At 49.8% G+C, this 13,934-nt stretch carries 12 protein-coding genes; 5 read left to right on the forward strand and 7 right to left on the reverse strand.

Annotated elements, in window-relative coordinates; genetic code table 11:
* Positions 1–83 precede the first annotated feature (83 nt).
* The 5 genes from ACGTIC_RS13640 (at position 84) to amrS (ending at position 6,093) form a co-directional block, all read left to right on the forward strand.
* A complete protein-coding gene (locus ACGTIC_RS13640; RefSeq protein WP_113856342.1) occupies positions 84–1,886 on the forward strand; it encodes a phosphoethanolamine transferase in 1,803 nt (600 codons plus the stop codon).
* A 106-nt stretch (positions 1,887–1,992) separates the two neighbouring features.
* The gene (locus tag ACGTIC_RS13645) at positions 1,993–2,430 is read left to right on the forward strand and encodes a MarR family winged helix-turn-helix transcriptional regulator (RefSeq protein ID WP_113856343.1); all 438 of its coding nucleotides are present in this window, start codon (positions 1,993–1,995) and stop codon (positions 2,428–2,430) included.
* 11 nt (positions 2,431–2,441) lie between these two features.
* Positions 2,442–3,776 (forward strand): MATE family efflux transporter, encoded by a 1,335-nt coding sequence (locus tag ACGTIC_RS13650; protein ID WP_113856344.1) that lies wholly within the window; start codon positions 2,442–2,444, stop codon positions 3,774–3,776.
* Between the two features lie 93 nt (positions 3,777–3,869).
* On the forward strand, positions 3,870–5,231 hold the full coding sequence (gene amrA / locus ACGTIC_RS13655; RefSeq protein WP_113856345.1) for an AmmeMemoRadiSam system protein A: 1,362 nt from the start codon (positions 3,870–3,872) through the stop codon (positions 5,229–5,231).
* 10 nt (positions 5,232–5,241) lie between these two features.
* A complete protein-coding gene (amrS, locus tag ACGTIC_RS13660; RefSeq protein ID WP_113856346.1) occupies positions 5,242–6,093 on the forward strand; it encodes an AmmeMemoRadiSam system radical SAM enzyme in 852 nt (283 codons plus the stop codon).
* A gap of 921 nt (positions 6,094–7,014) precedes the next feature.
* Here the strand turns inward: amrS and trpA are convergent.
* The 7 genes from trpA to ACGTIC_RS13695 are packed head-to-tail and all read right to left on the reverse strand — an operon-like array spanning position 7,015 to position 13,462.
* Positions 7,015–7,797, reverse strand: coding sequence for a tryptophan synthase subunit alpha (gene trpA, locus ACGTIC_RS13665; protein WP_113856347.1), 783 nt, complete (start codon positions 7,795–7,797; stop codon positions 7,015–7,017).
* Positions 7,790–8,974: a tryptophan synthase subunit beta gene (trpB, locus tag ACGTIC_RS13670; RefSeq protein WP_113856348.1), complete on the reverse strand. Its 1,185-nt coding sequence runs from the start codon at positions 8,972–8,974 to the stop codon at positions 7,790–7,792. Before trpB ends, trpA begins: the two co-directional genes overlap by 8 nt.
* Complete coding sequence (locus tag ACGTIC_RS13675; protein ID WP_113856349.1) at positions 8,971–9,588, reverse strand: phosphoribosylanthranilate isomerase; 618 nt, start codon at positions 9,586–9,588, stop codon at positions 8,971–8,973. Before ACGTIC_RS13675 ends, trpB begins: the two co-directional genes overlap by 4 nt.
* On the reverse strand, positions 9,575–10,369 hold the full coding sequence (trpC, locus tag ACGTIC_RS13680; protein WP_113856350.1) for an indole-3-glycerol phosphate synthase TrpC: 795 nt from the start codon (positions 10,367–10,369) through the stop codon (positions 9,575–9,577). Before trpC ends, ACGTIC_RS13675 begins: the two co-directional genes overlap by 14 nt.
* 13 nt (positions 10,370–10,382) lie before the next feature.
* Positions 10,383–11,405, reverse strand: a complete 1,023-nt coding sequence (gene trpD / locus ACGTIC_RS13685) for an anthranilate phosphoribosyltransferase (protein ID WP_113856351.1) — start codon at positions 11,403–11,405, stop codon at positions 10,383–10,385.
* An 18-nt stretch (positions 11,406–11,423) separates the two neighbouring features.
* Positions 11,424–11,996: an aminodeoxychorismate/anthranilate synthase component II gene (locus ACGTIC_RS13690; RefSeq protein WP_113856352.1), complete on the reverse strand. Its 573-nt coding sequence runs from the start codon at positions 11,994–11,996 to the stop codon at positions 11,424–11,426.
* Positions 11,993–13,462, reverse strand: a complete 1,470-nt coding sequence (locus ACGTIC_RS13695; RefSeq protein ID WP_059076587.1) for an anthranilate synthase component I family protein — start codon at positions 13,460–13,462, stop codon at positions 11,993–11,995. Before ACGTIC_RS13695 ends, ACGTIC_RS13690 begins: the two co-directional genes overlap by 4 nt.
* Between the last annotated feature and the right edge of the window lie 472 nt (positions 13,463–13,934).

Here is a 13,934-nt window from a genome sequence, read left to right on the forward strand (position 1 = left end):
TGTCAGAAAGGCAGCGTCATCCTATGTTAGGTTTTCACAAAAAACGTCCTGCACCTTCATGCAGGAAAAATCAGGATTCTTCAATGGCCAGGGGCAATACCGGACGCCAGATTTTCTACCTTATTTGTATCTTTGCCGTCATATATGCATTATGCTTCCAATGGGAGCTTCTCGTGTCACTAGGCCTGGGTGAAGATAACATCGAAGATATGACCTTCGGCCTCATACCGGCCGTTGCCGCCGTTACGTTATCGTTGGCTTTATACTGGAAACACCTGACTCTTTCAGCCATCCTCCCCAATGCCATCATTGGCATTTCCTGGATTATAACAGGTCCCGTACTGAGTTATAATACATTATTAAATAGTAATACCGTCTATTTAAACAATATTTATGACATTTATGTGGGGCTGTATTTTTTTGCTATTTTGTTTTGCCTTTCTATGGCATTGCGCCAATATGCCCCACCAAAAGTGCGGATGGTTCTCATGACACTGATCCAGCTTTTGGCCATTTCGGTCATCGTCCTGCAATGGGGATATTATTATCTTTATCATTCCTCCATCACCACATCGGGCGCCCTTCTGATTTTTCAGACCGGCCCTGCGGAAGTAAAGGAATATTTCGGTTCCCTCGGTTTGGGTAATATGCTGCTCGCTCTTTTCTTTGTAGCAGCCCTGATTGCCTTTTTTGTCATCTGCCAGTATCTGCAGCAGCCATTACCCCGCACGACGTTATACCGCAAAGTATTGCCACTGCTCTCACTGGTCATTGTGCTGCCTTCCATCGGCGCCCTGGGAGAAGAAATTTTTCCGGAATGCTTCCCCATCCGTACCTTCCTGGATACTCATGATTATATGGAACGGTCCGCACTCTATGCCGAGAACCACTCCAGCAAATTTGCCAATCTCCAGGCAGTCCAACTGAATCCGGCGCAGTATCCCGATACAATCATCGTCGTCATCGGTGAATCGGAAACGCGGACACTCATGAATGCCTATAATCCGGATCATGTTCCCAACACGCCCTGGCTGACGTCAGAAAAAAGCAATCCCCGTTTTACCTTGTTTAACAACGCTTACGCCTGTGTCTGGTATACCGTCCCCGTTCTGGAGCACGCCCTGACAGAATCTAATTTCTATAATAATAAGGAATTTAACCAGTCTATTTCTATCATTGACATGGCAAAAAAAGCCGGGTATAAAACGTACTGGTTCAGCAACCAGGGATCTGTCGGCGTCGCCGATACGCCCATTACCCTGGTTGCCAATACAGCCGACGTATCCGAATGGGTAGACCGGGATCTCAAAGAATCGACCCATGACGAAGCCTTGCTGAAATTCCTCAATCAGGTAAATCCCGATGAAAAGAATTTCATTGTCCTCCACATTATGGGCAGCCATATCGAATACCGCAACCGGTACCCGGCAGAATTCCAGCACTTCAACGATGGTAAGATCAATGAAGAAGCCGATTTTGACAACACCGTTCTCTATACGGACTGGATTCTCCAGCAGATTTATGATTATGGCCGTCAGAATCTGAACCTCGATGCCATGATTTACTTCTCCGACCACGGTTCCGATCCGGACGTAGCCCGTGCCCCGGATGGCTCCAGCTTTAAAGTCCTCCGCATCCCTATGTTCGTCTACTTATCAGACGCTTATACGGCGCGGAATCCGCAAATCACCCGCACCGTCAAAGAGCACCAGAATGCGTATTTTACTAATGATCTGGAATATGAATTTATCTGCGGCATCCTCAATATGCAGTCGCCCAACTACGACCCGTCGTGGAGCCTCGCTTCTGATCAGTGGCATCTGGAACGTCAGGACCTGCGTACCCGCTTTGGCCGGGACAGCCTGATGGATGATACGGAATATTAGGATTCTGGCAGGGTGATGATACAACACCCAGTTTGACAAAAATCCGAAATCGTATTACTATGATAATAGTACGATTTCGGATTTTATTTTTTAGAAAGGATTTGTTATGCCCCATCACACAACAGAAATGCGCCAGCTTATCCTGGCATTCAACCGGATTGACAATGTCTACTATCAGTTTGCCCGCAACAGTTCCATTGGGGAAAACAAGCTCATCCTGCTTTATGCACTGAATGATGGACAGGGCCATTCCCAGAAAGAAATCAGTGAAGACTGGTTGCTGCCCCGGACTACGGTCAATTCCATCATAAAAGATTTAGAACGGGAAGACCTGATTTTGCAGGCTGCGATTCCTGGCAAACGACGCGAGAAAAAAATCTGGCTTACCGATAAGGGCATTGCTTACGCCAATGAAGCCTTAAAAGTCATGTACCAGTGTGAATCCGGGGCTCTGGACGCGGTATTGCAAGTATATCCTTCTTTTGTAAACAGCATGAAGTGTTTCAGCCGGGAGCTGGAACAGCGTTTAAAAGACATGCCGTAAAGGTATCCCCTATGCGTATTCAGTTATCAGATCACTTCACGTACTGCACGTTGCTGCGCTTTTCTCTCCCGTCTATGATTATGATGGTATTCACATCCATCTACGGTGTCGTAGATGGATTGTTCGTTTCCAACTTCGTAGGATCAACTCCTTTCGCTGCTGTCAATCTGGTCATGCCTGTCTTATATTTTCTCAGTGGTCCTGGCTATCTTCTGGGAACAGGTGGTACAGCTGTTGTCGCCGCGACGCTGGGCCAGAAGAAACGCCACCTTGCCAACGGATTTTTTTCCAGTCTGATTCAGACCACTGCTGCAGCCGGTATCATCGTCCTGATACTGGGCCAATGGATGCTGCAGCCGGCTTTACAACTCTTCGGCGCCCAAGGAACGCTTCTGGCAGAAAGTCTTCACTACGGACGAATCGCCCTGCTAGGCGTTCCGTTTCTGATGCTGCAGGATGCCTTTCAAAGTTTTTTTGCCGCAGCCGAAAAACCGCGTCTGGGATTGGAAATCATCATTGCCGCCGGCATTACCAACGCCCTTCTCGATGCCCTGTTCATCATCGTTCTGGACTGGGGCCTGACAGGAGCCGCTGCTGCCACGGTACTCGGCATGGCCGTAGGCGGACTGCTTCCCGTCCTGTATTTCATCCGCCCCAATACGAGTCTCCTCCGCCTGGGCAGAGGCATTTATTCAGCCCGGATACTGGGTCGTGCCTGCCTGAACGGCTCTTCAGAAATGGTAAACGTCGCCGCCAGTTCTCTCGTCACATTCCTATACAATTATCAGCTGCTGAAATGGGCGGGCCCGGACGGGGTTGCCGCCTATGGCGTCGTCATGTACCTCAGCTTCATTTTTGCCGCCGTCTATATCGGATATGCTATGGGAGCATCGCCAGTCATTGCCTATCATCTGGGCGCGAAAAACAGGGAAGAACTGCACAATTTGTTCCGCCGCAGCATGCATATCCTGGCCGCGTTTAGTCTCACGACGTTTTCCATCACCCAGCTGTTCGCCTCACCCCTTACCGCTCTGTTCGTCGGTTATGACCAGCACCTGTGGGATTTTACCCTGCAGGGCATGCGCTGGTATAGTCTGGCATTTCTGTTCAGTACCTTTAATTATTTCGGCTCCGCCTTTTTCACGGCCCTCAACAACGGCCTCGTTTCAGGACTTCTGGCATTTGTCCGGACACTCGTACTGGAACCGCTCTGTATCATCATTTTTCCTCTTTTATATGGGACGACCGGTATATGGGCGGCTTTTCCCATAGCCGAAATCTGCACCTGTCTGATTACGGTATCCACATTTTACAGACTGGGTTCCCGCTACGGCTATCTCCATTAGGCATGGACGTCTGTTTTTCTCCTGAAAATAGTGTAGAATATAGTATATAAGGATATATCTGATTTCTATTCCTTCCACAAAGGGGGTTTTCCTATGGATACGACTTGTCTGGGCGCCGCACTGCTGCCACATCCGCCCATCATGCTGCCGGAAATCGGCCAGCAGGAACTGAAAAAAATGGAAGCTACTGTAACCGCTGTTTCAACGGCTGCATCGCTTCTGGTGGAACGCCGGCCAGAAACGCTGGTCGTCATTACCCCACATAATTATGTCTTTTCTGACAGCGCGGCTATCTTTCCCGCAGCCCGGATTCACGGGGACCTGGGAAAATTCGGTTTTCCTGACCTGACCATGAACGTCAACACCGACATGGAACTGGCTGAAGAAATCCTCCATCAGGCTGATGGTCACACACCTCTATACCGGATTGATGAAGAGTGGGCCGAAAAATACGGCCATGCCATCTTCCTGGACCAGGGCGCGTTCGTCCCCCTGTATTATATGAAGAAAGCCGGATTTGACGGTCCTGTCGTCCTGCTGTCGCCCCGTTTTGACGATTATGAAAGCATGACGGAATTAGGTCACCTCGTCGTCCAGTCTGCAGCCAGGACCGGCCGTCGCATTGCTATCATCGCCTCTGGTGACTTGTCCCACCGCCTTTCTCCCGGATCACCCAATGGGTATTCCCCATCGGGCGCTATCTTCGACAAAACCGTCATGGAAGGATTGAAAAAACAAGATCTCTCCGGCATCCGCGCCATGTCATCCCAGCTCATTGAAGAAGCGGGAATGTGCGGCCTCCCCTCGGTCTACTTTCTCTTTGGAGCCCTGCGCTGCATGCATCCATCGATGCCTGTATTCTCTTATGAAGGGCCTTTCGGAGTCGGATACGGCGTGGCACTCTATCTTAATGAAAGCGACGGCGCCCAGGTCACAGACCGGGCTGTTCCCGATATTCGCGTGCGCCTGGCCCGGGAAAGTATTGCTTATTATCTGGAACATCACAGCGTAATGGCCGTGCCAAAAAATCTTCCGGAAGGCCTGACAGACCGGGCAGGTGCTTTTGTTTCGCTTCACAAAGGCAGCATGCTCCGCGGTTGCATCGGGACATTTCTTCCCATGCAGATGAACATTGCCAGTGAAATTATTCATAACGCCGTCTCTGCCGCCACCAGAGACCCCCGTTTCTATCCGGTCCAGCCGGAAGAACTGAATGAATTGTCTATCTCCGTTGACGTACTCGGCGCTCCTGAAGCCATCACTTCACCGGACAAACTGGACCCGAAAAAATACGGTGTCATCGTCATGAGCCATGCCCGTACAGGTCTGCTGCTCCCGGATCTTCCTGGTGTCGATACGGTACAGCAACAGATAGATATTGCCAAAGAAAAGGCCGGCATCCCGCCACAGGTCCGCCCTGATTTATACCGCTTTACGGTAACCCGTTACAAGTAGGTGATATCCTATGGAAGCTGCTTATTACAAACGGGGAAATGACCAGGTGATTCAATGCCGGCTCTGTCCTCATTACTGTCATATACAGGAAGGAAAAACAGGCTTCTGCCGTACCCGGAAAAATGAAGGCGGAACCCTTCTGGCTCTCAATTACAGCCAATGTACTTCATTGGCACTGGATCCTATCGAGAAAAAGCCGTTCCGGCATTTTCACCCTGGCAGTCAGATTTTATCGACCGGCTCGTGGGGATGCAATCTGACCTGCACATTTTGTCAGAACTGGCGCATATCCCAGGGCAGCCCTTCATGGCAGGAACTGTCTCCATCGGCAGCAGTGCACCTGGCCCAGAGCCTGAAAGAACGGGCTAATATTGGTCTTGCCTATACATATAATGAACCGTCCGTGACCTATGAATGGATACGGGATACAGCGCCACTGATCCGCGAGGCCGGGCTCTATAATGTGATGGTAACCAATGGATACATAGAAGACTCGCCTCTCCAATCGCTTCTCCCGCTTATCGATGCCTGGAACATCGATTTGAAAAGCTGGAGTGATGATTACTATCGGCGTATCTGTCAGGGCACATTATCCCCGGTTCTTCATACTATCGAAAAAGCAGCCGCTGTATCTCATGTAGAAGTAACCTGTCTCATTCTTCCCGGAGTCAATGATAATCCGGAAGACATGGTCTCTCTCGCCTCGTGGCTGGCATCCATCCGTCCGGATATTCCCCTGCATATTACACGATATTTCCCACGATATCACTGCACGCTGCCGCCAACTCCCATAGGAACATTGAAAACGCTGCAGCAGATTGCCTGTCAGTACCTGTCCCATGTCCATATGGGAAACGTATAAGGCGTGACATACCGTCGTGTTTATTCTATCATGGAATTGTTTTAAATATTTTATATACTCATAGGCTATTATTCCTTGTTTTTTCTCCTGAATATGGTATACTAACAACAGCCTTGCAAGGTAATTGCAAGGCAAACGGAAAAAGGATACTACCTTCTTTCCCTCTTATTTCCATTCTTTTCAGAATGAATAGTATACCCCAATACGAAACCCAATGAGTTACGAAAAAAGCGAGACATTAACCCCCGTCTCGCTTTTTTCATGCAATAATAGAATAGATTTTTCTGTAATTTTTTAATAATCGAATAAGACAAACAGAATATGTTATGGTATAATGTAGTCAAGAAAGAGAAAGGGGTGAGTCCAATGGGTTCAGAAGAAACAGCAGCCACGTATAGGTCCGACGAAAAGGGAGAAACAAGTAATACCGTAAGAAACGCAAGCGGAACGACAAGGCACGTAGCCTGGAGAAAGGAAAGACGAATTTCGTTGGACTGTCATGCATTATCAGACAATACAGTGTTCTGACCAGCCACTCCGACCAGGGAATCAGACGAACAAGGTAATCACTACGCAAAGGCATCCGGACCGTCAAGACGGGAGATGGATACGTACTAACCGGCGGTGAAGGTATCGGTCGGAAAGCACGGATACGAAGAATCCTGTTTACACTGTCATTGTTCGTTACAAGTACAAAAAGCAGCAGCATCTAAATCTTCGTTTACATAGATTACAACTGAATCGGTTTATGGTTTATGTAGTAAGCGAATGATTGTGTGTGATTTTTTGCGAGGTTAAAGATACCAGAACCAGAATAACTCATATCGACTGCACATAAGAAAGAAACGTAAGAAAACCCGGCGGGCATATGTCGTGTGCCCGCCGGGTTCATTTTGTCTCTGCAACTCCTGTTTCGTATATTTATTGTATACCACGCATGGTTGCTTCCTTCATGGCTTTTACATAATCATAAATATGAGGAGCCGCATCATCTCCATATTTGGCAATAATCTTGACGATAGCGCTGCCGACGATGACACCATCGGCTATGCCACCGATTTTTTCGGCCTGTTCTGTCGTATTGATGCCGAACCCTACTGCCGCCGGCACATTAGTCACATGTTTTACGACATCGATGATTTCTTTGAGGTCTGTTTTGATTTCCGTACGTGTCCCAGTAACTCCCAAAGAGGAAACGATGTACAAGAACCCTTCTCCCACTTTTGCTATTTTTTCAATGCGATCTTTCGATGTCGGTGCAATCATAGAAATGATATCGATACCATGCGCTTTAGCTGCCGCCGCACATTCTCCCCTTTCTTCATAGGGCATGTCGGGAATGATGATGCCATCCATTCCCGTTTCTTCACAACGGGCGAAGAAACGGTCCGGCCCGTAGTGGAAAACGGGATTCAGATACGTCAGGAATACGAGTGGAATCTGTGTTTCTTTCCGCACTTTTTTTACCAGTTCAAATACGTCATCTATGCGCGTGCCGGCTTCCAGTGCCCGCAAATCAGCTTCCTGGATAACGACGCCTTCGGCAATCGGATCGGAAAAAGGGATTCCGATTTCTATTAAATCGGCGCCAGCCTTTTCCATGGTCATAATATATTCATAGGTTTTATCGAGTAACGGATCGCCGGCAGTCAGAAATCCGATAAACGCCTTGCCATCTTTAAATGCGTTGCCAATCTTACTCATGGATGTCCCTCCCTTTATATCTTGCAATAGCCGCTACGTCTTTATCTCCCCGGCCGGACAGGCAGACGATGATGATATCGTCTTTATTCATCTTCGGTGCTATCTGCATCGCATGATACACGGCATGAGCACTTTCGATAGCGCAGATGATGCCTTCCGTGCGGGCCAGATATTCAAAGGCTTCTACGGCCTGATCATCTTTGACCGGCACATACTGGGCACGGCCCGTTTCATGCAGGTAAGCATGTTCCGGTCCGATACCAGGGTAATCGAGGCCAGCCGAAATGGAATATACGGCATCGATCTGCCCATCATCATTCTGGCAGAACAGGGACTTCATGCCGTGGAAAATGCCGACTTTGCCTTTGGCAATAGTCGCTGCATGGAGTTTCGTATCGATCCCCTTGCCGGCAGCCTCACAGCCAATGAGTTGTACGCCTGTATCAGGGATAAAATGATAGAACATGCCCATGGCATTCGATCCGCCGCCTACACAGGCCAGAACGGCTGTTGGCAGTTTTCCTTCTTTTTCCAGAATCTGCCGCCGCGCTTCCTGACTGATGACGGCCTGGAAATCGCGGACCATCATCGGGAATGGATGGGGACCCATGGTCGAGCCGATGACATAGTGCGTATCATCGACGCGGCTGACCCATTCGCGCATCGCTTCGTTGACAGCATCCTTGAGAACACGCGACCCCGATGTAACGGCATGGACTTTGGCTCCCAGTAATTCCATGCGGTACACATTCAGTGCCTGGCGTATCGTATCTTCTTCCCCCATGAATACTTCACATTCCAATCCCAGGAATGCCGCTGCCGTAGCCGTAGCTACCCCGTGCTGCCCGGCACCTGTTTCGGCAATGACCCGGGTCTTACCCATCTTTTTTGCCAGCAGGCACTGGCCGAGGGCATTATTGATTTTATGGGCACCTGTATGGTTCAGATCTTCCCGTTTCAGATAAATCTTAGCGCCGCCCAGGTCTTTCGTCATCCGTTCGGCATAATACAAAAGGGAGGGCCGGTTGGCATAATTATCGAGCAAATCCTTCAGTTCTGCCTGGAACTGAGGGTCTTTTTTATAATACGCATAGGCTTTGTCGAGCCGCTGGATTTCATTCATCAGTGTTTCCGGTATATACTGGCCGCCGAAAGGGCCGAATCTTCCTGTTGTCATCGTTGTTCCTCCTCTACCATGGCACCGCGCAGGCAGGCCATGAATCGTTTTATTTTGTCATAATCCTTATATCCATTCGTTTCGATGCCGCTGCTCACGTCGACAGCAAAAGGCCGGTAGGCAAGGGCTTGTTTGATATTTTCTGGTGACAGACCGCCAGCCAGAAAATAGGGGCGTTCCAGAAAGCGGAGCAGGTCCCAGTCAAAAGCCTGACCGCTGCCGCCACTGCCGTGGTCGACAAGCACGTAAGTGACGCTGCTGGCGTTTGCCGCTTTAGCATCTGCTTCAGATTCCAGAGAAAAAGCCTTAATGAGGGGCGCTTTCGTTTGCTGCCGCAAGGCTTTTATATAAGCCTCCTCCTCACTGCCATGGAGCTGTACGACCTGGATGGTGCCAGCCTCTAGCAGCCGCAGGATATGTTCCTGCGGTTCATCGACAAAGACGCCGACCGCCGGGATGTCCGACAGCAGATGACTTCTTAAGGCCGCGGCTTGTTCGTCCGTTACGCGCCGTTTTTTACCGGCAAAGACAAATCCGACGTAATCGGGCCGGAATTCATTGGCCCAGTCGATGTCACAGAGCCGTTTCAGGCCGCATAATTTAACCCGCGTCATGGACCTCACCTGCCAGTTCTTGGAGCATCGCTTTTTTATCAGCTGCTCGCATCAGCGTTTCGCCAATCAGGACGGCATCGACGCCGTGCTGCCGCAAGACCTTCGTATGCGCTGCCGTCTTGATGCCGCTTTCGGCTACAAAGAGGACTGACGGCGGTACGAGAGGCCGCAGATTGCAGCTCGTATCCAGAGAGACCGTGAAATCTTTCAGATTGCGGTTATTGACGCCGATGATACGCGCCCCGGCCGCTATGGCCCGGCGCACCTCCTGCTCATCGTGTGCTTCTACCAGCACCGACAGTCCCAATGAATCAGCCAGCGCAAAGAACCGCCGCAAGGTGTCATCGTCGAGAATTGCACAAATAAGAAGGACAGCTGCCGCCCCATTAGCACGGGCTTCATAAATCTGATATTCATCAATGATGAAATCTTTACGCAGGACAGGAATCGAAACCTGGCTGGCAATGTCCTTCAAATAGTCTATGCTTCCCTGGAAATAATCCCGTTCGGTCAGGCAGGAAATAGCCGCTGCCCCAGCTTCTTCATAGGCTTTTGCAATGGCGGCATAGGGAAAATCGGGAGCAATTAATCCTTTCGACGGCGAAGCTCTCTTGACTTCACAAATAAAAGACAATCCATCTTGTGCCAGTGCCTTTTCAAAGGGGAATCCCTGTTTCTGCCGTGCGGATAAGGCCATTTCTTTCATCATTTCCGGAGAAATCCGTTCTTTATCAGCCGCCAGCCTTCCGGCTACAGCAGCGGTAATATCATCCAGTATCATCGTCTGCCCACCTTTACTGATTGCTGACAGCAATGCAGCGATTCAGTGTTTCCGTGGCCTTACCGCTATCGATGAGCGAAGCAGCCAGTTTGATGCCGTCGGCGATGGAATCAGCCTTGCGGGCTACGAACAAAGCTGCGCCGGCATTGAGCAGGACGGCGTTGCGTTTCGTCCCCTGGATTTTGCCAGCCAGGATATCCCGCGTAATCTGTGCATTTTCCGCAGGTTTGCCGCCGACTAGCTCTTCTTTCGTTCCCGGTACGAGACCGAAGTCTTCCGGCCGGATGGTAGAGGTCCGATAATAGCCGTCGCGCAGTTCGCAAATCGTTGTTGGTCCATTCGGTGAAATTTCGTCGAGCTTTTCTTTGCCGTAGGCGACGATAGCCCGTTTGACGCCGAGCGAATCGAGGACCTTGACCAGCGGTTCGACGAGATATTCATCATAGACGCCGAGGAGGAACATTTCCGGTTTTGCCGGGTTAGTCAGCGGCCCGAGGATATTGAAGACCGTACGGAAGCCCAGTTCTTTGCGGATGGGACCGACGTATTTCATGGCGGCGTGATATTTCTGAGCGAACATAAAGCAGAAATTCGTTTCTTTCAGCATGGTCAGAGCCAGCTGCGGATCTTCCTGAATATTGATACCCAGCGCTTCCAGGCAGTCTGCCGTGCCGCACAGCGACGAGGCAGCGCGATTGCCGTGCTTAGCTACTTTGACGCCCGCTGCGGCAATGACCATGGCGGCCGTCGTGGAAATATTGAAGGTATGGGCGCCATCACCGCCGGTACCGACGATTTCCAGCACTTCCATGCCCGGATGAGGAACCGGCGTCGCAAGAGAACGCATAGCTTCAGCACATCCCGAAATTTCATCAATGGTTTCTGCTTTCGTACTCTTTGTAGAAAGCGCGGAAAGAAAAGCCGCATTCTGCGTCGGCGTCGTTTCCCCTTTCATGATTTCCAGCATGACCGTTTTGGCTTCATCGTACGTCAGGTCACCTTTGCTGACAATTTTAATAATCGCTTCTTTAATCATGATAAATCCCCCTCTGTCCTATATATGCATATTTAAGAAATTTTGTATCATAATCGGTCCCTGCGGTGTCAGGATAGATTCCGGATGAAACTGCAGGCCATATGTCGGATAGTTCTTGTGGCGCACAGCCATGATTTCCCCATCTTCCGTCCGGGCAAGAACCTGTAATTCATCGGGCAGCGTATCCGGATCCAGCGCCAGTGAGTGATACCGGCCCACATCGATACGTTTGCCGAGGCCGGAAAACAATGGATCTTCCGTGTCAACTTCCACGATGGACTGCTTGCCATGCATCAATTCTTTGGCGTAGGTAATCGTACCGCCATAGGCTTCACATAAAGCCTGATGGCCCAGGCAGACGCCGAGAAGTGGCACTTTGCCGGTAAAATAGGTAATGGCCTGTTCACAGATTCCTGCATCGGCCGGTCTTCCCGGTCCCGGAGAAATGATGATGTGGTCCGGCTTCATGGCAGCAATCTCTTCTACCGTCTTTTCATCATTGCGGATGGCCAAAATATCCGGGTCGAATTGTCCCAGGAGCTGATACAAGTTATAGGTAAAACTATCATAGTTATCGATGAGTACAATCATTGGTCTATCCCTCCATCGGCCTTTTCCAGTGCGAGTACGACGGCTTTTGCCTTATTGATGCATTCCTGATGTTCTTGTTCCGGAACGCTGTCCGCTACGATGCCGGCACCAGAGCAGACGAAGACGTGATTTTTTTTCTTGTACGCCAGGCGGATGCCAATGCAGCAGTCCATGTTTCCCGTAAAATCGATATAGCCGATGGCCCCTCCGTAGACGCCCCGTTTATGACCTTCCAGTTCATCAATGATTTCACAGGCCCGGATTTTGGGAGCTCCGGAAAGCGTCCCTGCCGGCAGCACGGAAGCAATGGCATCGACAGCCGTCTTGTCTGGCCGTATCCGGCTGTGCACAGTCGAACCGATATGCATGATATGGGAGAATCGGAGTACGTCGAGATATTTTTCTACGTGGACGCTGCCAAATTCACTGATGCGTCCCAGATCATTCCGCCCCAGATCGACAAGCATATTATGTTCTGCCAGTTCTTTGGCGTTATGGAGCAATTCCTGTTCCAATGCCTGATCCTCTTCCTGTGTCTTTCCCCTGGGCCGCGAACCAGCCAGTGGGAAAGTAAATAAGTTGCCATCTTCCAGACGGGTCAGTGTTTCCGGTGATGAGCCGGCCAGTTCGATTTCATCACCAGAAAAGAAGAACATATACGGCGATGGATTCAGCGTGCGCAATACGCGGTATGTATCGAGCAGGCTGCCTTCGGCTTCGGCCATCATGCGGTTGGAGAGGACGACCTGGAAAATATCACCTTCCCGGATATATTCCTTTCCTTTTTCCACCATGCGACAGTATTCGTCTTTCGTAAAAAGAGGCTTAAATTCACTTTTGAGTGTAAGTGGAATATTCCGGGCTTTTTCCCCTTTGCGTATGAGTACTTCCATGCGCTGTAATTCCAGCATAGCCCGATTATAATTTTCATCAGCCGATTCCAGCCGTACGTTGACGATAAGGTAAATCTGTTGTTTGAGATTGTCGAAGACGATGACCTTATCAAACAGCATGAGGTCAAAATCATTAAATCCATCATCATCTTTTGCCTGCAGATTCAGGGATGGTTCGGCGTATTTGATGAAATCATAGGCAAAATATCCGACAAGCCCGCCTGTAAAGGGCGGCATGCCATCGATACGCGGTGCTTTATTATCATCCAGGATCTGACTGATGAACGTTTCCGGATGCTGCGAGCGGACCGTTACTTCTGCCCCGGTTTTAATATGGACAACGCCATCCTTGCAATAGATGCCCATCTGCGGGTCGTATCCGATAAAACTGTACCGGCCCCAGCGCTGGCTGTCTTCCATACTTTCCAGCAGGTAGCAGTGAGAACTGACATTCTTGACGATGCGCAGCACTTCGACGGGCGTACGTACATCAGCATATATACTGCGGCACAACGGTACGACTTTATATGTGCCGGCATATTGTTTTATTTCTTCCAGGCTCAGCGTTTCCATTGGGACCTCCTCCATTCAGACACCAAAAAACCGCCCCTGACAATTGTATATATTGTCAAGGACGGTTAACTTATACCGCGGTGCCACCTTGCTTCAGGATCTGACTCCTGCTCTCGACGGAATACCATCATATTCCCGGCAACTGACGTATGCCTCCACGTCGCAGAATACTCGGCATCAGCCTTTGACTGCGCCCTCAGCGGTCCATTTAACAAGCTGCTTACGGCCGGCTCTCAGCACCCCGGCTCTCTGTACGTGCACGTCATGTTTTTACTTCCGCCTCAAAGGTTTTGGGACGATGTTCATTTGATGTACCAAATCATACACCGGGATACGAGCCTTGTCAAGTACCAGAAGACGAAGTAAAACGTGATACGCACAAATTTATTTTTATACGCCACAAAACCGGTATCAGCGATATGAAAAATTGTACGCATGACTATGACAAATTCCATTATCACCTCTAATCCGG

The sequence above is a fragment of the Megasphaera hexanoica genome, from assembly GCF_043520715.1.
Classification (GTDB): domain Bacteria; phylum Bacillota; class Negativicutes; order Veillonellales; family Megasphaeraceae; genus Megasphaera; species Megasphaera hexanoica.